Origin of the sequence: Chitinophaga sp. OAE865 (assembly GCF_040546735.1) — a bacterium.
GTDB classification, from domain to species: domain Bacteria; phylum Bacteroidota; class Bacteroidia; order Chitinophagales; family Chitinophagaceae; genus Chitinophaga; species Chitinophaga polysaccharea_A.
On sequence record NZ_JBEPOF010000001.1, the window covers coordinates 4,509,326 to 4,532,917 of the forward strand.

The 23,592-nt window shown below is 48.0% G+C and carries 21 protein-coding genes and 3 tRNA genes; 16 read left to right on the forward strand and 8 right to left on the reverse strand.

Annotated elements, in window-relative coordinates:
- Nucleotides 1–309 precede the first annotated feature (309 nt).
- Together rpmI and rplT are read left to right on the forward strand one after the other, a co-directional pair.
- On the forward strand, nt 310–507 hold the full coding sequence (gene rpmI, locus ABIE50_RS18140; RefSeq protein ID WP_079471802.1) for a 50S ribosomal protein L35: 198 nt from the start codon (nt 310–312) through the stop codon (nt 505–507).
- 49 nt (nt 508–556) lie between these two features.
- Nucleotides 557–901: a 50S ribosomal protein L20 gene (gene rplT, locus ABIE50_RS18145; protein WP_078673350.1), complete on the forward strand. Its 345-nt coding sequence runs from the start codon at nt 557–559 to the stop codon at nt 899–901.
- Nucleotides 902–904: 3 nt separating this feature from the next.
- Here the strand turns inward: rplT and ispE are convergent, their stop codons facing one another.
- The 4 genes from ispE to ABIE50_RS18165 form a co-directional block, all read right to left on the reverse strand.
- Nucleotides 905–1,714 carry a 4-(cytidine 5'-diphospho)-2-C-methyl-D-erythritol kinase gene (gene ispE / locus ABIE50_RS18150; protein WP_209857688.1) on the reverse strand — a complete coding sequence of 270 codons (810 nt, stop codon included), beginning with the start codon at nt 1,712–1,714 and terminating at the stop codon, nt 905–907.
- A gap of 69 nt (nt 1,715–1,783) precedes the next feature.
- Entirely contained in the window at nt 1,784–2,383 is a 600-nt protein-coding gene (locus ABIE50_RS18155; protein ID WP_142686951.1) for a bifunctional nuclease family protein, read from the reverse strand.
- Nucleotides 2,384–2,572: 189 nt separating this feature from the next.
- Complete coding sequence (locus tag ABIE50_RS18160; protein ID WP_209857689.1) at nt 2,573–3,544, reverse strand: electron transfer flavoprotein subunit alpha/FixB family protein; 972 nt, start codon at nt 3,542–3,544, stop codon at nt 2,573–2,575.
- A gap of 36 nt (nt 3,545–3,580) precedes the next feature.
- Entirely contained in the window at nt 3,581–4,321 is a 741-nt protein-coding gene (locus tag ABIE50_RS18165; protein WP_209857690.1) for an electron transfer flavoprotein subunit beta/FixA family protein, read from the reverse strand.
- 134 nt (nt 4,322–4,455) lie between these two features.
- On the opposite strand from ABIE50_RS18165, the gene ABIE50_RS18170 reads away from it, so the two are divergent.
- Both ABIE50_RS18170 and tilS read left to right on the forward strand, forming a co-directional pair.
- Entirely contained in the window at nt 4,456–4,767 is a 312-nt protein-coding gene (locus tag ABIE50_RS18170; protein ID WP_142686954.1) for a tetratricopeptide repeat protein, read from the forward strand.
- A 24-nt stretch (nt 4,768–4,791) separates the two neighbouring features.
- Nucleotides 4,792–6,129, forward strand: a complete 1,338-nt coding sequence (gene tilS, locus ABIE50_RS18175; RefSeq protein ID WP_209857691.1) for a tRNA lysidine(34) synthetase TilS — start codon at nt 4,792–4,794, stop codon at nt 6,127–6,129.
- A gap of 40 nt (nt 6,130–6,169) precedes the next feature.
- On the opposite strand, the gene ABIE50_RS18180 is transcribed toward tilS, so the two are convergent.
- Nucleotides 6,170–6,790: a rhomboid family intramembrane serine protease gene (locus ABIE50_RS18180; protein WP_142686956.1), complete on the reverse strand. Its 621-nt coding sequence runs from the start codon at nt 6,788–6,790 to the stop codon at nt 6,170–6,172.
- Between the two features lie 28 nt (nt 6,791–6,818).
- Nucleotides 6,819–7,292, reverse strand: coding sequence for a 23S rRNA (pseudouridine(1915)-N(3))-methyltransferase RlmH (locus ABIE50_RS18185; protein WP_209857692.1), 474 nt, complete (start codon nt 7,290–7,292; stop codon nt 6,819–6,821).
- A 127-nt stretch (nt 7,293–7,419) separates the two neighbouring features.
- On the opposite strand from ABIE50_RS18185, the gene ABIE50_RS18190 reads away from it, so the two are divergent.
- The 6 genes from ABIE50_RS18190 (at nt 7,420) to ABIE50_RS18215 (ending at nt 10,962) form a co-directional block, all read left to right on the forward strand.
- A tRNA-Arg gene (locus ABIE50_RS18190) sits at nt 7,420–7,493 on the forward strand.
- Between the two features lie 211 nt (nt 7,494–7,704).
- Nucleotides 7,705–8,823: a 5-(carboxyamino)imidazole ribonucleotide synthase gene (locus ABIE50_RS18195; RefSeq protein WP_209857693.1), complete on the forward strand. Its 1,119-nt coding sequence runs from the start codon at nt 7,705–7,707 to the stop codon at nt 8,821–8,823.
- A gap of 5 nt (nt 8,824–8,828) precedes the next feature.
- On the forward strand, nt 8,829–9,326 hold the full coding sequence (gene purE / locus ABIE50_RS18200) for a 5-(carboxyamino)imidazole ribonucleotide mutase (protein WP_142686959.1): 498 nt from the start codon (nt 8,829–8,831) through the stop codon (nt 9,324–9,326).
- A 178-nt stretch (nt 9,327–9,504) separates the two neighbouring features.
- A tRNA-Arg gene (locus ABIE50_RS18205) sits at nt 9,505–9,578 on the forward strand.
- 142 nt (nt 9,579–9,720) lie between these two features.
- A tRNA-Arg gene (locus tag ABIE50_RS18210) sits at nt 9,721–9,794 on the forward strand.
- A 163-nt stretch (nt 9,795–9,957) separates the two neighbouring features.
- Nucleotides 9,958–10,962, forward strand: a complete 1,005-nt coding sequence (locus ABIE50_RS18215) for a glycoside hydrolase family 130 protein (protein WP_209857694.1) — start codon at nt 9,958–9,960, stop codon at nt 10,960–10,962.
- Here the strand turns inward: ABIE50_RS18215 and ABIE50_RS18220 are convergent.
- Both ABIE50_RS18220 and tkt read right to left on the reverse strand, forming a co-directional pair.
- Nucleotides 10,950–11,696, reverse strand: coding sequence for an HAD-IIB family hydrolase (locus ABIE50_RS18220; protein WP_209857695.1), 747 nt, complete (start codon nt 11,694–11,696; stop codon nt 10,950–10,952). The genes ABIE50_RS18215 and ABIE50_RS18220 overlap by 13 nt on opposite strands.
- A gap of 3 nt (nt 11,697–11,699) precedes the next feature.
- On the reverse strand, nt 11,700–13,781 hold the full coding sequence (tkt, locus tag ABIE50_RS18225) for a transketolase (RefSeq protein ID WP_209857696.1): 2,082 nt from the start codon (nt 13,779–13,781) through the stop codon (nt 11,700–11,702).
- Between the two features lie 413 nt (nt 13,782–14,194).
- Here tkt and ABIE50_RS18230 point away from each other — a divergent pair, with 413 nt between their 5' ends.
- Genes ABIE50_RS18230 through soxC form a run of 6 tightly spaced genes read left to right on the forward strand, consistent with a single transcriptional unit; the run spans nt 14,195 to nt 23,592 of the window.
- Nucleotides 14,195–17,329 (forward strand): SusC/RagA family TonB-linked outer membrane protein, encoded by a 3,135-nt coding sequence (locus tag ABIE50_RS18230; RefSeq protein ID WP_209857697.1) that lies wholly within the window; start codon nt 14,195–14,197, stop codon nt 17,327–17,329.
- A gap of 19 nt (nt 17,330–17,348) precedes the next feature.
- On the forward strand, nt 17,349–18,716 hold the full coding sequence (locus ABIE50_RS18235; protein WP_209857698.1) for a RagB/SusD family nutrient uptake outer membrane protein: 1,368 nt from the start codon (nt 17,349–17,351) through the stop codon (nt 18,714–18,716).
- Between the two features lie 26 nt (nt 18,717–18,742).
- Nucleotides 18,743–20,080, forward strand: coding sequence for a DoxX family protein (locus ABIE50_RS18240; protein ID WP_209857699.1), 1,338 nt, complete (start codon nt 18,743–18,745; stop codon nt 20,078–20,080).
- Nucleotides 20,081–20,090: 10 nt separating this feature from the next.
- Nucleotides 20,091–21,752: a hypothetical protein gene (locus tag ABIE50_RS18245; RefSeq protein WP_209857700.1), complete on the forward strand. Its 1,662-nt coding sequence runs from the start codon at nt 20,091–20,093 to the stop codon at nt 21,750–21,752.
- Nucleotides 21,753–21,760: 8 nt separating this feature from the next.
- Nucleotides 21,761–22,327 (forward strand): c-type cytochrome, encoded by a 567-nt coding sequence (locus ABIE50_RS18250; RefSeq protein WP_354028066.1) that lies wholly within the window; start codon nt 21,761–21,763, stop codon nt 22,325–22,327.
- 5 nt (nt 22,328–22,332) lie between these two features.
- Complete coding sequence (soxC, locus tag ABIE50_RS18255) at nt 22,333–23,592, forward strand: sulfite dehydrogenase (protein ID WP_209857701.1); 1,260 nt, start codon at nt 22,333–22,335, stop codon at nt 23,590–23,592.

Sequence of the window (23,592 nt, forward strand, 5' to 3'; positions counted from 1 at the left end):
TGGTGCAAGTGTAAAATGGTTTCATAGGCGTCAGGTATTTATACATGGTATGGTTAAAATATGTAATTAAATTGAGATTAAAATTAGATATAATATGGAGAAATAAAAAAAGTGTACTTATTCATAATATGATTAGCTGCCAGATAAGTTGGGAAGATGGGTTAGCGAAAAATTGATTGTCAATTGCTTAAAGGAGGTAAAAAAATATCAGAAAAGTTATCCACATTGAGCGGAGGGGCTGAATTATTTAAGGGAGACTGCGCTTTATTCAATTATTTTCATACCTTTGCAGACCAAATTTGATGTAAGATGCCCAAAGTAAAGACACATTCCCGTGCCAAGAAAACGTTCAAGGTTGGTGGGAACGGACAGATTAAGCGGTTCATGGCCTTCAAAAGCCACTTACTGACTAAGAAATCTACGAAAAGAAAACGTAGCTTAAGAGGTAGTACGCTGGTTCACGAAGCAAATCTTAACCTGGTTAAGAGAATGCTCGGAATGCGCTAGTATCTGTCAAAAGAATCGAATTTTATAACCTGAGAAAAAAACAAAGCAAATGCCTCGTTCAGTTAATGCCGTAGCTTCAAGAGCCCGGAGAAAAAGGATCTTAAAGCAAGCCAAAGGCTTCTACGGTAAAAGAAAAAATGTGTACACCGTAGCGAAGAACGTTCTTGAGAAAGGACTTACTTATAGCTATGTTGGCCGTAAATTAAAGAAAAGAAACTATCGCCAGCTGTGGATCGCCCGTATCAACGCTGCTGTTAGAGCAGAAGGGCTGACCTATTCTGTGTTTATGAACAAATTAGCCGGTAAGAATATCGACCTGAACAGAAAAGTTTTGGCTGATCTGGCTATGAATGAACCAGAAACATTTAAAGCACTGGTAGCTTCTGTAAAGTAAGACTTACCTGATAGTAAATACCCGGTAGCTGGCATCCCACAGGATGTCAGCTATTTTGTTTTTAGGGAAAATCCCAAACACCGCAGAACCGCTGCCACTCATGGCGGCATACGCAGCCCCTGATGAATACATCTGCGCCTTAATGTAACCCAGCACAGGATGCGCCTGGAATACGGGTGCTTCAAAAGCATTGGTCAGTACATCTTTCCATAATTCTACAGGCGTTTGTATCACTTCCCGGAGCGAATAAGCCGGTGTACCAGGTGTGAGCTGCTTAAATGCCCAGCCGGTGTTTACATGGATGCCCGGGTGTACCAGCACAAACGAATACCCGGAGAGGTCCAGGGTTATTGGCTCCATAATTTCTCCCCTTCCTGTAGCATAACAAGGCCGGTTCACAATAAAAAAGGGGCAATCGCTCCCCAGTTGTGCGGCATAATCCACGAGCGCCGCTTCTGTTAAGCCCAGCTGAAACTTCTGGTCAAGCAGCTGCAGCATAAAAGCCGCATCTGCAGAACCTCCACCCAGACCAGCTCCAATGGGTATATTTTTTAGTAAATGAATGCTTACCGGCGGTAGTTGCGGGAAATCGGACTGTAGCAGCTGAAACGCCCTTAAACAGAGATTGTCGGCCGCATTACCAGGAACAGGAACCCCGCTGCTTTCAAACTGTAGCGTTGTATGTGTAATCACTTCCAGCGCATCATTAACAGGCAGGGGATAAAATATAGTTTCCAGATCATGGAAGCCATCAGGGCGTTTCCGGGTAACATGTAAGCCCAGGTTTATTTTACAGTTAGGAAATACAATCATGTATTGTTTATTGCACAGTAATCCGGCAGCCACGTTTAAACCAGCTGCAGGGCGTATATGAAATAAAAATTATTTGCTTTTGCGGCTGTTGATCTCATCGCGGATAGCGATAGCCCGGATATAATCTTCCTGTTCCAGCACTTCCTGGAGCAGTGTTGTTAATTCCTCTACATTTAAGGCTTTGAGGTCATCTTCGGCGCCTTTCTCATGCTCTGAAATAGTAGGAGTAACGGGCTTACTGGTCTTTTTACCGGCAGGGTCATCCAGCAGGATCCCTGCACTGTTGAGGATATTTTCGAAAGTATAGATAGGGCATCCGAAGCGGACTGCAAGCGCCAGTGCATCTGATGTCCGGGAATCTATCTCTATTGTTTCATCATTGTTGGAACAGATCAGTTTTGAGTAAAAGATACCTTCCTGCAGATTGCTGATGACCACCTCCTGTAATTCCACGTTAAAGGCATTCATGAAGTTTTTCATCAGGTCATGTGTTAAAGGCCGGCTGGGTTGCATTTTTTCCAGAGCCACTGCAATCGCTTGCGCTTCAAAGCCCCCAATCACAATGGGTAAACGGCGTAAACCGTTCACTTCTCCCAATACCACGGCATATGAATGAGTTTGCGTAATGCTGTGCGATAAAGCAACTATTTCCAGTTCTATTTTTCTCATATCTGTCTTGCGTTGTCGCTGAATAGTTTGTAAGACCGTGAAGTTAGAAAAATATTCCTTATCTAAAAAAAATCTATAGTGATAAATCTATGATATAAGAATTAAGGTAAAAGAATTACGGATGAAAAATCAACACGATCTTAAAAACTGAATATCTCATCCGTAATTCTTATACCGTAACCTGTTCGCTTAGCTGAGTTTCAGTTTTTTCACAGCTTCTGTAAGCTTAGGCACTACCTCGAATGCATCACCTATTATGCCATAATCTGCAGCCTTGAAAAACGGCGCTTCCGGATCTTTGTTGATCACCACGATCACCTTGCTGCCGTTAACACCGGCCAGGTGCTGGATAGCGCCTGAAATGCCTACTGCGATGTATAGATTTGGGCGCACCGTTAAACCGGTTTGTCCTACGTGCTCATGATGAGGGCGCCAGCCTGCATCGGCTACCGGCCGGGAGCTCGCTGTAGCCGCTCCCAGGGCTTTGGCCAGGTCTTCCAGGATTCCCCAGTTTTCCGGGCCCTTCATACCACGGCCGCCGCTTACAATTACTTCCGCTTCGGTTAACGGCACTTCACCGCTCACGGTTTCCGTTTTAACTACTTTCACTTTGAAATCCGCATCGCTGATGGCAGGAGAGAATGCCTCTACGCTGGCCGTTCCGCTTCCCGGGTTTACAGGAAATGTATTCGGGATAATGGCGATCACCTTCTTGTCTGAAGTAATATTGATATTGGCAAACGCCTTACCGGAAAATACATTCTTTTTTACCACAAAGCCATTGGCCGTATCCGGGTAGGAGATAGCGCCCGCTACCAGTCCGGCTTTCAGCCGGGCGGATACTCTCGGGGCAATAGCTTTTCCATCAAAATTATGAGGGAAGATGATCACCTTGCTGCCTTCTTTTTCAGCTGCTTCAGCAATCACTTTAGTATACACGATGGTTTCCACTTCATGCAGTCGGGCATCTGCAGCATGCAAAACCTTTTGCGCGCCATAGTTGCCAAGCGCGGCCAGCTCGGCAGCATCCACAGGGCCCAGCACCAGCGCAGTGGCGGTAGTTCCCAGCTGTTCAGCTACTTTTGCACCATATTGAACGGCTTCCAGCGCCGCTTTCTTGATCTTACCCTGTGCCTGGTCGGCGAATATTAATATAGACATCAATAATTTAATTAGTAGTTGAGAGATAATTTACCCTTAGATCACTTTTGCTTCTTCATGCAGTAACTTCACCAGTTCTTCCACGTTATCAGGACTGATCAGTTTAACGCCGGCCTTTGCCGGAGGAAGTTCAAAGCTTACTACTGAAGTAAGGGCATCTGCCGCAACAGGTTCCACCACGGTAAGGGGTTTGGTTCTGGCCGCCATAATACCACGCATATTGGGGATCCGGGCTTCTGCCATTCCTTTCTGGCAGGAAACCACCACCGGCAGCGATACTTCACACACTTCTTCTCCGCCTTCTATTTCCCGGTTAATGGTAGCTACAGTGCCGTTAAGATCAAATTTAGCAGCAATGGATACATAGGGTAGTTCCAGCAGCTCCGCCACCATACCGCCTATACCGGAGCCATTGTAGTCAATGGTCTCTTTACCGGTAAAAATTATATCATATTGTCTATCCTTCGCATGCGCCGCAATCTGCGATGCTATGTAATAACTGTCTGCATTATCCGCATTTATACGGAATGCCTCGTCTCCGCCCAAAGCCAGGGCCTTACGGATCACCGGATCGCAATCAGCGCCGCCTATCGTAATAAGATGCACATCGGCCCCGATGGTTTCTTTCAGCTCCAGCGCCCTTACCAATGCATACCATTCATCGTACGGATTAATAATAAACTGTACACCTGCCTCATTGAATTTCGTGTTGTTGTCCGTGAAAGCTATTTTTGCAGTCGTGTCCGGAGTTTTGCTGATACATACTAAAATCTTCATGGCCTTAAACTGTTTTGTTTAAAAATGCGGTAATAGCAAATATATCTAAATAATATAAGCCAACCGCAGGCGGAAAAATGATTTTAATCAGTCGGGAATAACGACATATTGAATAAAAAAATAATAATATCTGAATGGACAGAATCGCACAGATAAAGCAATTCCTGGAGGCTACGCCTAACGACAGCTTCCTGAAACATGCTTTGGCGCTGGAATACATTAAGCTCAACGATGATGTTACGGCCAGGCAGCTGTTTGAAGAACTGCTGGCTCATGAACCCGGTTATGTAGGTTCTTATTATCACCTGGGTAAATTACTGGAGCGCGCAGGTGATAATACCGGCGCTATCAGCATATATGAAAAAGGTATGGCCATGGCTAAAGCAGGTAATGAAAGACATGCGTACAATGAGCTACAATCAGCCTATGAAGACCTGCTATACTGATATTATTCATCCAACAAACAACGCATGCCTCAACATTTAGTAACTGATTTTGCTGCTTATATTTCCCGTCAGCGATTATTTGATCCTGCACAAAAGGTGCTGCTGGCGGTAAGCGGCGGTGTGGACTCGGTAGTAATGGCCTGGTTGTTTAAAAATGCCGGCTACCACGCAGGCATTGCCCACTGTAACTTTCAGCTGAGAGGGGAGGAATCTGAGCGGGACGAAGCATTTGTGCACAGCATGGCGGCAGCTCTGGAATTACCGCTTCATGTAGTGAAATTTGATACCCATGCCTATGTGGAAGAACATCGTGTAACCATACAGGTAGCCGCGCGGGAGCTGCGTTACCGCTGGCTGGAAGACATACGCGCCACAAACGGGTATGCCTTTATTGCTACCGCCCATCATATGCAGGATAGCGTGGAAACTGCCCTGATGAATTTTGCCAAAGGTACCGGTATCGCAGGTTTGCATGGTATCCTTCCCAAACAGGAACACCTGCTCCGCCCGTTGTTATTTGCGGAGAAAGATAAACTGGTGGCGTATGCTGCCATGAATAATATTTCTTTTGTGGAAGATAGTTCCAATATAACTGACAAGTATACACGTAATTATTTCCGGCACCAGGTAATTCCCCGTTTACAGGAAGCGTTCCCGGGTGTGATAAAAAATATGGCCGGCACCATTGAACGGATGAAGGAGGCGGAGATACTTTACCAGGAGGCATTGGCGAAACATCGTAAACGGCTGCTGTTCCAGCAGGGGAACACCTGGATGGTGCCTGTATTGAAACTGCAGAAAACAGTGCCTCTGCACACAATTGCCTGGGAACTGTTCCGCAGCTTCGGATGTACTTCTGCACAAACACAACAGGTATTGTCGTTGCTGGAAAGTGAATCCGGCAGGTTTGTAGATACGGGCAGCCACCGTATTGTCCGCAACCGTCAATGGCTGCTCATTACGCCGCTGGCAACGGAAGTATCGCCCCTGGTGGTGATTGAGCGGGGACAATCGCACATTCATTTTGGAGGCGGACAATTGCAGATCCGGGAGCAGGAGAGAGGTAACGCCGGTATCCCGGCATCCCCGGAAACAGCCTGGCTGGATGCCGCCCGGGTAAAGTTTCCGCTGATCCTGAGAAAATGGAAGCAGGGCGATTACTTTTATCCGCTGGGAATGCCCAAAAAGAAAAAAGTAAGCCGTTTCCTGATCGATCAGAAATTATCCATGCCCCGGAAGGAAAATGTATGGGTACTGGAGTCCGATAAACGGATTGTATGGTTGGTGGGAATGAGGGTAGACGATCGCGTAAAGATCACTTCAGGAACAAAGAATGTAATCAGTATTACCCTGGCAGGATAGTGGTTGCCGGCAGGGGCCCAACCGCTGCCGGCAATTGTATTTATCTCCCAAACCTTGGGTGCATAAGCATATTCAGAAAATAAGTTCCAAGCTCGGGATGAAAGACCAATGGAAACACAATACCAAATAACGCACCCCACATATGCGCATCGTGATTGATGTTGTCACCACCTTTCCTCGACATATACGCCGACAAGGCAAGGAATAAAACACCATAAATGACCGCGGGGATCGGGATAAAAAATAAGTAAATGGTGTTCCAGGGATCTACCATAATAGCCGTAAATACTACCGCAGAAATAGCCCCGGAGGCTCCAAGGGAAGAATAGCTGGAATTATTCCGGTGCTTTATATAAGAGGGAATATTGGCTACAATTATTCCAAGCAGGTAGTATAAAATATACACCACCTTACTTTGGAAAAGCTGCATAAATAAATTTTCAATGGCAGGACCAAAGAAAAATAAAGTAAGCATATTGAAAATGAGATGCTGAAAATCAGCATGCACAAACCCTGAAGTAATAAAGCGGTAATATTGTCTGTAATTCTTTACCATATAGGGTTGCAGGCTCATCTTATCCAGCTGGTCATAATTTTTAAGGGCAGTATAGGATACGAGGCAGGTAACAATGATAATAACCAAACTGATCGAAAACATCATAAAGCTTTTGTTTAGGTGATAAAGGTACTTATTGATGATGATACTTTTCCCTATTCAATACTGTATAGGCACGATATAATTGTTCTGTAAAAATAAGACGTACCAGCTGATGGGGAAAAGTGAGCGGGGATAACGACATTTTCAGCTGCGCTCTTTGCAATACCGCATCATCAATACCAAAAGCGCCGCCTATCAGGATGATCAGCTGCCGTGTGCCGGCATTATTACGTTGCTGCAGGAAATCGGCAAACTGCACAGTGGTCATCATTTTCCCTTTCTCGTCAAGCGCCAGCAGGAAGTCAGTAGGCTGCAGCATATCCAGGATAATTTTCGCCTCCTGCTTTTTTAGTTCCGGAACAGATAAACTGGCTGCCTGTTTAACAGTCGGGATCAATTTAACCTCAAAATCCACATAATGCTGCAGTCTTTTCTGAAAAACGGCCATCCCGTCCCTGATGTAGGGGTCGTGTTCTTTTCCTATGCTCCAGAGTTGGATCTTCACTTCGTATAATGATTAAGCAATTGCTGTAAAAGTAAGTGTAAATCAGAAGATTGCGGAAATTTTTTTAATAACTGTTTGGGATTTTCAAAAAATCCCCTACCTTTGCCATCCACTCACAAAAACACATGGCTCCGTAGCTCAATTGAATAGAGCATCTGACTACGGATCAGAAGGTTTCAGGTTTGAATCCTGACGGGGTCACAAAGCGAAATTCTTTTAAAAAGGGTTTCGCTTTTTTCTTTTTTAACTAACAGTTTTTCTCACGTGCAATGCTTTCAGCAGTACCGGGAGCGCTGAAAATTGTTATAATAAAACAACTTCTTAATGATGGCTGCTACTCAGAAATTACAGTAATCGGGTGTATTGCCATCATTTGAAATAGTTTTATACCTTTGCCTGCTAACTGAAGATTATGTTTGAAAATTTGAAAATAGGAGTACTGGGAGGCGGACAGCTGGGTGCTATGCTTATGCGGCCTGCAATAGATTTTGGCCTCAACGTTTCAGTAATGGACAGTGATGCCAACGCGCCCTGTTCACGTTATACTTCTTCTTTCTTTTGTGCTGATCCCGCTTCCTATGAAGCCGTGCTGGAGTTTGGCAAGGGACTGGATGTTATTACCATAGAAAAGGAAGCTGTAAATATCGCTGCTTTACGCCAGCTGGAAAAGCAGGGAGTAAAGGTTTTTCCAACTCCTGATACTATTGAAGTAATCCAGGATAAATTCAGCCAGAAGCAATTTTTACAGTCGCACAATATACCTGTAGTGCCAGGTGAAGCCGTTCAGGGTAAAAATGACCTGCACCGGTATGAGAGTAAACTACCTGGCTGTTTAAAAAAACGGCGCGATGGGTACGATGGCTATGGCGTAATGGTTTTAAGAACACCGGCGGATATTGAAAAGGCTTTTGATGTGCCCTGTGTGCTTGAAGAATTGGTGGATATTAAACAGGAAATTGCTGTTATCGTAGCAAGGAACGAGCATGGTGCTGTAAAATGCTATGACCCGGTGGCCATGGTCTTTTCAGAGGAGAAGTTCATACTTGATTTCCAGATGGCGCCGGCTCAGATAGATGAGCATATAAAGGAAGAAGCCATCGCCCTCGCCGGTAAAATAGCAGATGCGCTTAAGCTGGTTGGTATTCTCGCTGTAGAAATGTTTATCACAAAAGATAATAAACTTTTAGTGAATGAACTGGCTCCAAGGCCGCACAACAGTGGTCATCACACCATAGAAGCAAGTATTACATCACAATACGAACAACTGCTCCGCGCCATACTCGGACTGCCATTGGGTGATCCAGGTCTTCGTTTCCCTTCTTTAATGATGAATATACTGGAAAGCGCTTCACCAGATTCAAACGTCCGGGAGAAACTGCCGCTTCTGTTGAGCATGGAAGAAGTGCATCTTCACTGGTACGGCAAAAAGGGCAGAAGACCAGGCAGGAAAGTAGGTCATATCACCATTGGAGGCAGCACAATGGAAAGCATTGTAGCAAAGGCTGAAACAATACGCAAAATTTTAAATTAAAAAATATGAAACAGGTAGAGGTAGGCATTATTATGGGCAGTAGTTCTGATGCGCCTATTATGCGTCAGGCAATAGAGGTTTTAAAGAAGTTTGAAGTAGAGTATGAGTTCAACGTTGTATCGGCACACCGCAGCCCCCAGAAAATGTTCGACTATGCAGCTGCCGCTGAAGAACGTGGTTTGAAGATCATCATTGCAGGCGCCGGTGGCGCAGCACATCTTCCGGGTATGGTGGCCGCTATAACTACTTTACCTGTAATTGGCGTGCCGATTAAATCTTCCAACTCTCTTGATGGCTGGGATTCCCTCTTATCTATAGTACAAATGCCTGGTGATGTGCCCGTGGCTACAGTAGGAGTGAATAATGCACATAACGCCGGTTTACTGGCAGTGCAGATACTGGCTACCAGTAACAATACACTCAGGCAAAAGCTGGCAGCACTAAAGAAACAGAATTATGATAAGGTCAGCAAACAGAATGAAACATTGGATCAATCTGTATAAAGCAGCTGTCCTACCTGCAATGAGATATAAAAAATGATCCCGCTGTTTATCCGGCGGCAGTTCTCTACAGGAGCGCCTGTAAATTGCGTATATCCATTCACGGTAGTCTCAAAAAAATACATTTAATTTTTTGTTTAATTTAAAACTATTCCTACATTTGCAATCCCAAACGGGAAATGGCTTCATAGCTCAACTGAATAGAGCATTTGACTACGAATCAAAAGGTTTCTGGTTTGAATCCAGATGAGGTCACAAAAAAGAAAATGCTGCAGATAATGCGGCATTTTCTATAAAAACAAATAACCTGAAGAAAAGCTGTCAGGTATAAAAAGTTGAAAAATAATTTGTTAGAATAAAAATTTATTCTACATTTGCAATCCCGAAACGGGAAAACGGCTTCATAGCTCAACTGAATAGAGCATTTGACTACGAATCAAAAGGTTTCTGGTTTGAATCCAGATGAGGTCACAAAAGGACGAATACGAGTACATCGGTTCGTCCTTTTTTTATGCCCTGTACCTACCTTATATTGGTCATTTAAGATATGTTTCCGGCAGGCGCATGCCGGATCAGTAAAAATTGTTATCTTTTACAGGTAGTTGTTTTTGTTTATCCAACGGAACCCGGAATTATGATACGGATCAAAAAAGAAGGTATACTGCTGCATCAAACCAACCTGGAATTTGAAAACGAAGGCGTATTAAACCCGGCTACCATCAGGGTGGGAGATAAGGTGCTTTTTTATTACCGCGCAGTACAGAAAGGCAATCATTCAAGTATTGGTTTTTGTAAACTGAGTGATCCGCTCACCATCGAAGAACGGCTGAACAAGCCTATTTTGTTCCCCGAGCACGACTATGAGGCAAAAGGACTGGAAGACCCGCGGGTAGTGTATATTGACGGCTTATTCTATCTTACCTATACGGCGTACGACGGAGTAAGCGCCTGTGCAGCGCTGGCCACTTCCACAGATGGATTGCAGTTTGAAAAACACGGGCTCATAGTAGCGCAAATGGACTATGCAGAGTTTAAACAACTCGCGGAAACCAATGCTCCGCTGGATGAAAAATATATCCTGTACAACGATTTTAACCCGCGTTTATGGGATAAGGATGTAGTCTTTTTCCCAAGGAAAATTAATGGCAGGTTTTATTTTCTCCATCGCATAAAACCGCATATACAGCTGGTATCAGTAAATAATCTGTCTGATCTTACAGCGGATTTCTGGAAAGATTATTATCTCCATCTTCACGATCATATCATACTAACGCCGAAGTATAAACACGAAATGAGTTATGTGGGCGCCGGCTGTCCGCCGGTGGAAACACCGCATGGCTGGCTGTTCATTTATCACGGTGTGCATGAAACGCCGGAAGGCTATGTGTATGTTGGCTGCGCTGCGCTGTTCGACCTGGATGACCCATCGAAGGAAATTGCGCGGTTACCCTATCCCATATTGGCGCCGGAACGGGATTGGGAAATAAGGGGAGATGTGGATAATGTTTGTTTCCCTACAGGCACAGCCTTATTTGACGATACCCTCTATATTTATTACGGGGCCGGTGATGAAGTGATCGCTACCGGAACAATCAACTTAACGGAACTGATCAACGAATTACTCAGCTATCGCGCATAGCAGGCTATAATTGTTTCTATCACCCGTTTCGTTTCATCCGGGTCACGTACTTTAATACAATCCACACCTGCTTCCCTGGCAGGATAATCATTCCCGCCAGGAAAAATAGCATCTCCTGCAAATAACATTTTATCTATAGGAATATGCAGGATACTCCTGAGCTTATGAATGCCGTAAGCCTTGTCAATACCGGGTTTGGTAATGTCTACGGAAGTAGTGCCACCCAGGTTGACAGAAAATTCCGGTATCATACTATCCAGCAACGTTTTCATTTTCTGCCTTTTTGCAAAATCAGGATCCCACTTTTTCTTTTCTTCCAGCGGCGCTTCCTGTCCCAGTGCGGAGAAAGTGATCTGGCTGCCGCGGTCTTCAATGGCATCGCCCCATAAATGTGCGGCTTTGTATCCCAATGTATTCACCACACTGTTGAGCGCATCGGTGATCTTCTTTTTTTCATCGGCTGTAAAATCTTCCGCATACAATTTATTCCACTTACCATTGTACTCATAAAATTGTGTACCACAGGTGGGCAAAATAAACAGGCGTTCCAGTTTTTTTGCACCGGGCAGCTCAGCCAGCACCTGTTGCTCAAACTGGGGCCAGGCGCCGCCGGAAATGATGGCCACCTTTACCACTGTTAACAACGAATACAACAGCCCGCTCATCTCTTCATCAATGGCTGATTTGCTTTGCGCTAATGTTCCATCCAGGTCAAATACCACGAGTTCCTTCATTGATTATGTTTGTTTTTTTAATAGCGCCAGGGCGCGTTCACAGATATTTTCCACGGTGAACCCAAATTCACGCAACAGCACCGGGCCAGGTGCGGAAGCGCCAAAATGGTCGATGGATATAATCTCGCCTTTGTCGCCGGCATAACGGTGCCATCCCTGCGAAATACCGGCTTCCACCACTATCCTGTTTGTTACTTCGGGAGGGAGTATCTGATCGCGGTATGCAGGTGATTGCGCTTCAAACAGTTCCCAGCTGGGCATTGAAACGGTACGTACTGCAATATTGAACGATTTCAGTTTTTCCTGTGCCTCCACTATCAGGTGCACTTCAGAGCCGGTGGCAATAAGGATCAGCTCTGGTTTTGCATCAGGCGCATCTGCAAGAATGTAGCCGCCATAGCGGAGCCCGCTGGCAGCAGCATATTTAGTGCGGTCCAGTGTAGGTACGGCCTGCCGCGTGAGGATCAGCGCTACGGGTTTGTCTGGTTCCAGCACGGCGATTTGCCAGGCTGCAATCGTTTCATTGGCATCTGCCGGGCGTATCACCACCAGGCGGGGAATGGCGCGGAGTGCTGCCAGCAGCTCCACCGGCTGATGGGTGGGCCCATCTTCACCCATCGCGATACTGTCGTGCGTAAAAACATACACCACTTTCAATTCGGAAAGCGCTGCCAGCCTGATCGAAGGCCGCATATAATCCGAGAAGGTAAGGAAGGTAGCGCAAAAGGGGAGTATACCACCGTGTGCGGCTAACCCATTGGAAACAGCGCCCATAGCGTGTTCCCGCACACCATACTGGATATTCCTGCCATCATAGCCCCATACGCCGCCTGCCGCGCCCTGGAGGTCGCCCTGCTGCATAGCGGGGCTTTCAAAATTACCTGCATCCTTTAATTCCGTATTGGTGGAAGTGTTCAGATCGGCAGACCCGCCAATAAAACCGGGCAGGTGTTTAAAAAACGCCTGCATCACTTTCCCGGAGGCCGCACGGGTGGCCAGTCCTTTACTGTCTGCAGCAAACGGGGTAATGTCTTTGTCCCAATCTGCAGGAATATGGTCATGTATCAGGGAACGTAACTCCCTGGCCAGCTCAGGATATTTTTGCGCGTAGATGATCATTTGTTCTTCCCATTTGGAAGATAATTTCTTACCAACGTCTACGGCTGCACGAAAATGATCCAGGGCTTCCGGTGGTATTAAAAAATCCGGTTCCACCGGCCAGCCCAGTTTTTCTTTTGTGAGTTTTACATCTTCAGGGCCCAGCGGTGAACCATGCGCCCCGGTGGTATCCTGTTTGGGCGAGCCAAAACCTATATGCGTACGCACCAGGATAATGGAAGGCCGGTCTTTCTCCGCCTGGGCAGCGCGGATCGCGGCATCAATAGCGTCGAGATCGTTGCCGTCTTCTACTTTTTGTGTATGCCATCCGTACGATTCAAACCTCTTTGCATGATCTTCCGTGAAAGTAACCGGTGTGGCGGAAGCTAGCGTGATGCGGTTATCGTCGTACAGGTAAATCAGTTTACCTAGCCGTAAATGGCCGGCAAGAGAAGCCGCTTCTGCTGCAACGCCTTCCATCAGATCGCCGTCGCTTACCAATGCATAGGTGTAATGGTCTATCACAGCATCGCCCGGGCGGTTATACCTGGCGGCCAGATATGCCTCCGCCATGGCGATGCCCACACCATTGGCAAATCCCTGTCCAAGCGGGCCTGTAGTTACTTCCACGCCGGGGGCCAATCCACGCTCGGGATGCCCCGGTGTTTTACTGCCCCATTGCCGGAACCGTTTAAGCTCTTCCAGGGGCAGATCATAACCGGTTACATGCAGCAAACTATAAAGCAATGCAGAGCCATGCCCTGCAGATAATACAAAACGGTCGCGGTTAAACCAATGCGGATCCGAGGGACTATGACGGAGGAACCGTGTCCACAATACATAGGCCATCGGGGCAGCGCCCAGCGGCAAACCCGGATGCCCGCTGTCTGCTTTCTGCACCGCATCTACCGACAAAAAACGGAGCGTATTGATACATAGCTCATCCAATGCAGCGGGATCGGGAATAAGAGAGGTGTTGTTGGTCATGGCATTCTTTTTTGTATGAAAATGAATCACATATAGGTCAACAAACTTCGTGCGCAGAAGGTTGTGTTTTATTTTTTAATTAGTCTACTAAAATTATAGACTTTTAAAAAATTATTGTATTATTGTACTTCGTACGGCTTTCCGGGTCCGCTTTAGGGGAAATTCATCCACCTGTTGACATGCCCCGTTTATCTTTCAAAATATTACCGACATGGAAACATCATTACACTTAATGAGGAAAAATTGCTGCGTGGAATACACGGCTAACCGATGTTAGGAAGGATCAATCAAAAATAAAAAGGCCGGAACTGGTGACGCAGTTCCGGCTGGTAATCAAGGCTGTGGAGACATTTTACAGTGATAGCAGTTGCCTGCTTTCACCGGCCTCATTTTTTCATACCAAAGTAAAGATAATGAAAATTGCTATTGCATGCAGCTGCGGGCTGCTGCTGGCGGCTACTGCATGGTCGCAGGAATTGCGCGCGCCTCACAGTGCAGACACTACCAAACCTGTGCACAGGAACATTGTTCAGAACAACATTTCCCTTTCCGGACGGATCATTGACGCTAAATCACAGCAGCCTATCCCAGGGGCCATTGTGCATATCAAAGGCACTACCCACGAGGTACAAAGCGGCCCAAACGGGGAATTCGCATTCCTCACCGGGCAGAAAGTGCCGGTCATTTACCAGATATCTTCCCTGGGCTATAAACTGAAGGAAGTATATGCCGATAAATCCAATGCAGGCAACATCGCCCTGGAAGAGCTCAGCACCCAGTTGAACGACGTAGTGGTGGTGGGCTATGGCACTCAGAAAAGAAGGGACCTTACCAGCGCCATTTCCTCTGTTAAAGGCGCCGATGTGGTGACAGTACCCGTGGCCAGCTTCGATGCACAGCTGCAGGGAAGGGCCGCCGGCGTACAGATCAACTCCAATACAGGCGTGCCCGGCGACGGTGTATTTGTAAGGGTCCGCGGTACCACTTCTATTAATGCCGACAATGATCCTCTTTATATCATCGACGGGGTTTTTATGAATAACTCCAGCCTGCAAACGGTAAGCACCGGCGGGCGCTCCACTTCTCCGCTGGCAGACATCAACCCGTCGGATATTGAAAATATAGAAGTACTGAAAGATGCCAGCGCCACAGCCATCTATGGTTCCAGGGGCGCCAATGGCGTGGTGATCGTTACTACCCGTCGCGGTAATTATAACAGTAAAGCTAAAGTAACAGCAGATGTATCAGCAGGCGTGGCCTGGGCGCCCAAAATGTGGGACCTCACTACCGGCCCCCAGCATGCGGAACTGGTGAATGAGTTTTACCGCAACTCCCTGGCAGATGCCACCGCGCTCAACGACCAGGCAGGTATTGCAAAATACAGCTTCGTGCCATTCAGGGCATTGAATGATAATCCCGGTAAAACACCGGCGCCGCGTGGCCTGCCACAGGATCAGCAAACCTACGACCGCCTGGGAGAAGTATTCCAGACAGCGCCGCTGCAGAATTACAATCTCTCCCTTTCAGGAGGCAACCGCGAAACAAAATATTACTTCGGCGGCGGCTACTCCAAACAGGAGTCTATTCTTAAACCCATTTCCTTTGAAAGGGCCAGCTTCAAACTGAATATAGATCAACGGGTGAACGATAAGGTGACCATCGGTTCCAGCAACAGCTTCTCCCGCAGCTTCCGCAGCCAGGGTCGCGCAGGCGATGGCCCGCAGGGAGGCTTGTTACAGGCGGCTTTACACACGCCTACTTATCTCCCGGAAACAAATGCCGACGGTACACCAGCCCGCTGGGCAGGATTCGATAATGTGCAGGTGCTCATCGATAACTACGATGTACACACCACAAGCCTCCGCTACATCGGTAACCTGTATCTCGATGCCACCTTACTGCCGGATTTAAAATTCCACAGCAATATCAGCATCGACTACAATAACTATAACGAATCGGAATACTGGAATAATCTTACCCAGCTGGGGGCCAGTCCGACCAATGGTTTGGCCACTTCCGCCATTACCCAGAACACTTCCTGGATCAACGAGCAAACACTTACCTGGCGCAAACATGCAGGGGAGAAACATTTCTTCGGTGTGCTGGTTGGCAATACCATCCAGAGTAATACGGAAACACTAACATCTGCCCAGGGAACCGGCTTCCCCAACAATTCCTATAAGTATATTTCGGCTGCCGCTACACGCACTGCGGCTCAAACATGGACCCGCAGCACCTTGTCGTCTTTCTTCTCCAGGATCGATTACAACTATGCAGGTAAATATTATTTTGAAGCAAGTATCCGCGCAGATGGTTCTTCAAAATTCGGAGATAATTATAAATGGGGATATTTCCCTTCTGTGAGCGCCTCCTGGCGGCTCAAGGAAGAAAACTTCCTGAAGTCCGTGAACAGCATCAGCGACCTGAAAGTACGTGCCAGCTATGGTATCACGGGTAACCAGTCAGGCATCAACAACTTTGCTGCGAAAGGATTGTGGTCCGGTGGCGCCGGTTATCCCGACAACACTACCGGCGATCAGCCAGGCACCGCGCCATTGCAGTTGCCCAACCCGGACCTGCGCTGGGAAAAAACCAGCCAGTTCAACGGGGGGCTGGACCTCGGCTTATTCAATGGCCGCATCAGCATTACAGCGGATGTATACTATAAATACACCAGCGACGTACTGCTGCAACTGCCTAAGGCAGGCGTTTCCGGCTTTACTTCCATTTACAGCAACGCAGGCGAGATCAGTAACAAAGGATATGAAATCGGTATCAATACTACCAATATTTCTACCCGTAATTTTACCTGGACCAGCAGCCTGAATATTGCCGGTAATACCAACCGCATCGAAAAACTGCCAACGCCGATATACCAGTATAACCGCGACTGGATCATTATGCAGGAGGGTTCTCCCATGTATTCCTTCTGGCTGTACAACCAGCTGGGCGTGGATCCGCAAACAGGCAACGCAATTTTTGAAGGAGAGAAGGATGGTAAGCTGCCCGTATCTGCACGCAAGGTAATGGGGAACGCTATGCCGAAATTCTTTGGAGGCTTCAGCAACACGGTATCGTATAAAGGTTTTGACCTGAGCGTATTGTTCTCTTTCCAATATGGTAACGATGTATACAACCTGAATAAATTTTTCGGGGAAGGCGGGGGGACCCGTGATGCCAACCGCGTATTATTTGCGGATCAGCTGAACCGCTGGCAGAAACCAGGCGACATCACCAATGTGCCCCGCCTCACCGCCTATGGCCTCAACTATACCATCGACCAGAACAACCGCTTCCTGGAAGATGGCTCCTTCCTGCGTCTCAAATCCCTCACACTGGGATATACCGTGCCGAAATCAGTCAGTGAAAAACTGCATATCCAGTTACTGCGTGTGTACTTCACCGGTAGTAACCTCTGGCTGCTCACCAAATACACCGGGTTGGACCCCGAATCAAACGTAACAGGTATACAAACCGTACAGGGATTGGATCTTGGCACACCGCCCCAACCACGCAGCGTACAGTTTGGCTTAAACGTAACTCTTTAACCGCTCTTAATTCTTCCATATGAAAGCATATCGGAAATATATATCGCTCTTTTTCCTGGCGCTGACAAGCATGTCGTGCAAAAAGTTCCTTGATGTGGAACCACGTGACAGCGTATCCGACGAACAGACCATCATTGATAAAACCTCCGCCAATACTGCATTGCGCGGGGTATACAGGCGCCTCGGCAACGATGGCTATTATGGCGCATTATTCCAGACCTTTGGTTATCTGCCCGGTGATAACGTACAATGGACCGGTTCCCAATCCATTATCCAGCAATTCATCACCCATAAAATAAATGCAGACAACGGTAACCTGCAAACCGTATGGGCAGCCATCTATGCTACCATCAATGGCGCCAACAACGTGATTGCGAAAGTGCCAGGCCTCCAGGACGCCACTTTCTCACAAACAGAAAAGAACCAGGCAACAGGAGAGGCCTACTTTATCCGTGCGCTCAGCTACTTTGACCTTGCCCGTACCTGGGGTAATGTGCAGATAACGTTAACGCCTACACTCAGTGCATCCGATAAGCTGGATGTAAAGGGCAGCACTCAGGCGCAGGTATACCAGCAGGTATTGAGCGATCTGAATACTGCCGATTCCTTGCTCACGCCGGTTTCGCAAACAGCGGCGCCCAACCCGGTAAGAGTGAACCAGCAAACCGCCTGGGCGCTGAAAGCCAGGTACTACCTGTACCAGTCGAACTGGGCGCAGGCGGAAGCCTATGCCTCCAAAGTGATCAGCGACACAAGGAGCTATTCCCTGCTGAAGCCTTACAATGCCTTCTTTTCTCCTGCAAGCGCAGTGGCAACAAGGGAATCAGTGTTTGAACTGTCGTACAGCGCTACTTACCTGAGCGGGCACCGTAACTACTGGCAGCCACCTGCCAACGGCGGTACCCGGCAATGGGCCCCCTCTGATGCATTCATCACACTGGTGAATGATCCTGGCATTGGCGGTAACCGCAATGCCCTGGTAGCAAAAACATCCGCAGGCTTGTGGTATGGAAATCTTTATTACAGGAGCCCTGCCACTGATCCCGCCTACGTGATCCGCATAGCAGAGCTTTACCTGATCCGCGCGGAAGCACGTGCACAGCTGGGTAAGGCAGATCTTGCACGGGAAGACCTTAACATCATCCGCGACAGGGCAGGACTGGCGCCGGTAAATGAACAGACCGGGAAAGAAGACCTGTTACTGGCCATTGAAAACGAGCGCAGGATAGAGTTTGCACTGGAGCCGCACCGCTGGTTCGACCTGGTGCGCACCAAACGCGCAGGCGCCGTTTTGAATATTACAAATCCACAGTTGTATGTATTTCCGATCCCGGCCAATGAAGTCGCATTGTCTAACGGCAATCTGAAACAAAACGATGGTTACTGATCTTGTCACCTTATAATAAATCACCAATGAGTAATGTAACTCCCGCGTGGAAAGACTATGAAAAGACAGGGTTCAGGATAATCTTTATTTATTTCCTGTTGCAGGCATTGCCGTTCGACTGGAAATTTTACAGTTATCTTTTTACTACCCCTGTTTTTAACCTTCATTATGAAGATATTTTTAACCTGGCCAATTATACAACGCGCTTTGGTACAGGACCTGCAACGTATGCAGATTGGGGTATACTGTTGCTCATAGCAGTAGCCGCCACTATTGTGTGGACGTATGCAGACCGCCAACGGGCACGCACCTACGACGCTGCCTTTTACTGGCTGCGGGTGATCCTGCGTTACCGGCTGGCGCTGGCATTGCTGGCTTATGGTTTCCTGAAACTGTTCACCCTGCAGGCGCCATATCCTTCACTGAGCAGCCTGAATACACCCTATGGCGACTTTAACCGCTGGAAGCTGTTCTCTCTCAGTCTTGGTATTGTCCCTTCCTACGAACTGTTCCTGGGTGGCGTGGAAATCGTACTGGCGTTAGGGTTACTGTTCCGTAAAACCGCTTCCATCAGTGCTTTCATCTTCCTTATTTTCTGCGGTAACATTTTCGTATCCAACCTGGCATATGAGGGAGGCGACCAGGTATACAGCCTGTTGCTGATCACTTATGGTTTCGTGATCCTGAGTTTTGATCTGCAGCGCATTACCCGTTTACTCATCTTACAACAACCTACGGCCGCTGCTACTTTCAGGCCGGTATTTGAAGGCTTCCGGAAAAACGGCAGGTGGATATTGAAAACGGCTTTCCTGCTTTTCTTCGTGGTGATATATGGTGTGAAAACAGGTGTGGGCGCAAAAAATGATCCCTACCAGTACCCAACCACGAAAGGACTGCCGGCTATCAGCGGGTTATATAACGTAGCAACATTTGTGATCAATGGAGATACACTGGCCTATTCTTTAACAGATTCCCTCCGCTGGCGCAACGTGGTGTTTGAAGAATGGAATACCCTCAGTATCCGCACCAACAGGCCGGCACCGGTAAATGCCAATAACCGGCACCTGGTAAAACGCGATAACGCGGAAAGGCTATACGAAACTGAAGGCACCAGTGGCAGGCATTATTATAGCTATACTGCAGATGCTGCACAACACCTGCTCACACTGGAAAACAGGCACCCGGGCCTGTCGGCGGAAACATTGTCACTGCATTATTCCCGGCCTGATCAGAACCGTGTAATACTTGCCGGCACTACTTACAGCAGGGACTCTATCTATGTAATACTGGAAAAAGTAAATAAAAAATACCTGTTGGAAGAAGTGGCAAAAGGTGGGGGAAGAAACAGGAAACTAAAACTTTAAACCGATTATCATGGCTCATAATACGCAAACATTACCAGGCGAACCCGTGATCCGGGAAAGGGCTTCCGGCGTGCCGCCGGCTGTAAACGCAGCTTTGGCACAGTTGCCTGCATGGAAGGAATACCAGCTGGTGTTATTCCGTATCGCATTTATTTTCTTTATCGCATTATCTGTTCCCAACAGTGTGGAGTGGTACAGGCAATTGCTGCAGCTCAACTGGGCGCAGCTGAACTATCGCGACCTGTATGATATTGCGCGTTTTGGCTCAGGGATTAATTTCCTTGGCAACACTATTTTCGGCAGCCAGTTGCTGGGTTATGCCAACTGGATCACCACGGCATTGATTGCCACTGCCGGCGGCCTTATATGGACCGGCATTGTAAAAGCCCGCAGGCTGCCGCGTAAAGAGTATTACACCGCCTGGTACTGGCTGCGGGTAGTGGTAAGATACCGTGCAGGTATAGGCATCATAGGCTTTGGATTTACAAAGCTGCTGCCGGTTCAGATGCCGTATCCATCCCTGGGCATTCTGAATACCAATTTCGGAGATCTTACGGCACAGAAGATTTACTGGTTGTCGATCGGTATTGTGCCCTGGTACCAGGTATTTGCCGGTGTGGTGGAAGTAACTGCGGGTACGTTGTTGTTTTTCCGTAAAACCACTACGCTGGGTGCTGTTTTGCTTCTGGGCGCACTGGGAGATATCGTATACGTGAACTTTGCCTATGACGGCGGCGTACATGTGTATAGCAGTTATTTTGTATTGCTGGCAGCGTTACTGCTGGTAAATGATGTACCTAAAATTTACCGTTTGCTGATACAGGAACGGTTTACAGTGCCGGTAAATTATTATCCTGTTTTTCCGGAGAGATGGCAGCGCTTTACCCGCATAGGGCTGAAATCTTTTACCATCTTCCTTTTCCTGGGTGTGCTTTTTTATTTGCAGCTGATCAACTTTTTGTATGATCCGTACAAGCAGCCCTCAGTAGCAGGAGTAAAGGAACTGCGTGGCAATTACCAGGTAACGGAGTTCCGTTTAAACGGCCAGGTGATCCCGTACTCGCCGTTAGATACCGTTCGCTGGCAGGAAGCCACGTTTGAGAACTGGTCTACCTTCACGTTCCGCGTTAATAAGCCGCACCCGCTTGATCTGTCCAATGGTGGCGGCGATCCACAGCGGGATGTGAACCGTACTTTTGAAATAACGGGTCTTGCCGGTGGTCAGCGCGCATTTCATTATTATGCAGATGAGGTGAATAAAGTGCTATACCTGGAAGATAAATACAAACCTGTTCCTGACAGGCGTAACCGCACTGCCGGTGTAGGCGGCGATGGTGGCGCCGTAGTGGATGAAGCAGCCGCAGAGGCAGCGCGTAAAGAGGCGGCACAACAGGCGAAAGACTGGATCCCTGCGGGGGCACGTAAGAATATCGGTGATGAATCTTTAAAGATAGCACCCATTGCATTGTCTGCCCGGAGGGCAAGAGATTATATCAATGCGCCGGCCTTTGAAAACAGGAAGCGCTTTACGGTGAAATACGCCACCACTGATGGTTCGCATGTAGTGCTGAGTGGTGTGGATGAAAATAAGGATAGTCTTTACGTAGTACTGGACCGCGTGGACAGGAAGTATACATTAGCGCCCAGCACGTTGCAGGCAGGAAATTATTGAGAAACGCTATGCAGATAAAACATGCCGGCTGTTACCTGGTGGCCGTTGTTATAGTGTTGGGTATGCTGGCTTGCCATACCAACACCCGGCCGCCGGTACCAGGCTGGCCGGAACATTTCGGGTTTGGAAGAACAGCTACTGCCCGGCAGATCGATTCGCTGAACATCTCCATTGCGCCTGATGGTAAAGGGCTGCCTGCAGGCAGCGGGAATGCAGCTGCCGGCAAGGCCATTTACCTGGCAAAATGCGCTGCCTGTCATGGCGAAACAGGAGCAGAGCCTACTCCCAACCGCCTGGTGGCCACGCTGCATGATACCGTGCGCACTAAAACCATCGGTAACTACTGGCCCTATGCCACTACGGTGTTTGATTATATCCGCCGTGCGATGCCCTTTAATGCGCCGGGGTCGCTCACTGATGGGGAAGTGTACAGTCTTACCGCTTTCCTGCTGTACCGCAATGAAATCATCAGCGATACGCTGCAGCTGAACGCGGTAAACCTGCCGCTCATTGAAATGCCGGCCAGAAAATATTATGTGAACGATGACCGCCACGGAGGCAATGAAGTAAAATGAATATGATGGAGGATAAGAATAAGCCAGCTAAAAAAATACCAAGAAGGACCATGCTCAGGGCCGCCGCGGTTTCTGCTGCTGCGGCCCTGATGGGGGCTGCCCGGGTGCAACGCGCGCCAGGCGCCGGTGTACTAACGGATACGGCTATGGGAAAAATGCCTTATGCCGATCCCACCAGGATAACCGGTACCCTTCCCGGCAAACTGGGCACCCGTTCCCCGTTTGAACAGCCGGAAAAAAAGCCGTCTGATATTTCTTCCCGAACACCTTTACAGGAGCTGTATGGCATCATTACGCCGTCGGACCTTCATTTTGAAAGAAGCCATGCCGGTGTGCCGCTGATCCATCCCGATAAGTATGAACTGCTGATCCACGGGATGGTGGAGCGGCCTATGATCTTCACATTGCGCGATTTAAAGCGTTTTCCGGCCGTATCCCGCATTGCCTTTATAGAGTGCTCAGGCAACTTCAGATCGGGCAAAGAAACCATGACGCCGCAGGAAATCTGTGGGCTTACCAGCCAGAGTGAATGGACCGGTGTAATGCTATCCACGCTTTTCCGGGAGGTGGGCGTGCATCCGAAAGCTACCTGGTTCCTGGCGGAAGGCTCTGATGCAGCCGTAATGACCCGCAGCATTCCCGTGGAGAAAGGCTGGAAAGATGCCATGATAGCCTATGGACAGAACGGGGAAGCCATCCGGCCGGAACAGGGTTACCCGGCAAGGCTATTCCTGCCCGGGTGGGAGGGGAATACCAATGTGAAATGGATCCGTCGTATAGAGCTATCTGATCAGCCTTTTATGACACGTGAAGAAACTTCCAAATACACGGAAACCATCCGTGATCATAAGATCCGTCAGTTCAGTTTTGATATGGATGCCCGTTCCATTATTACCTACCCTTCATTCCCTCAGCAGGTGGAAAAGGGCTGGATAGAGATAAGGGGCATCGCCTGGAGCGGGCGGGGGAAGATAGACAGCGTGGAGATCAGCACCGATGCAGGGAAGCACTGGACCAAAGCAGTGTTGCAGGAGCCGGTAATGGATAAGGCGCATACCTGTTTCCGTTACCTCTGGTACTGGGACGGGAAGCCTACAGAGATCATGAGCCTCGCGGTGGATGATACAGGTTACCGGCAGCCCACATTAAAGCAACTGGTACAGGTGCGTGGCGCAGATATGGGCGGATACCACGTGAATCCCGTTACAGCATGGGTGCTGAAAGCTGATGGCACCGTGTTATTCAAACCGGAAAAATGGAAATGA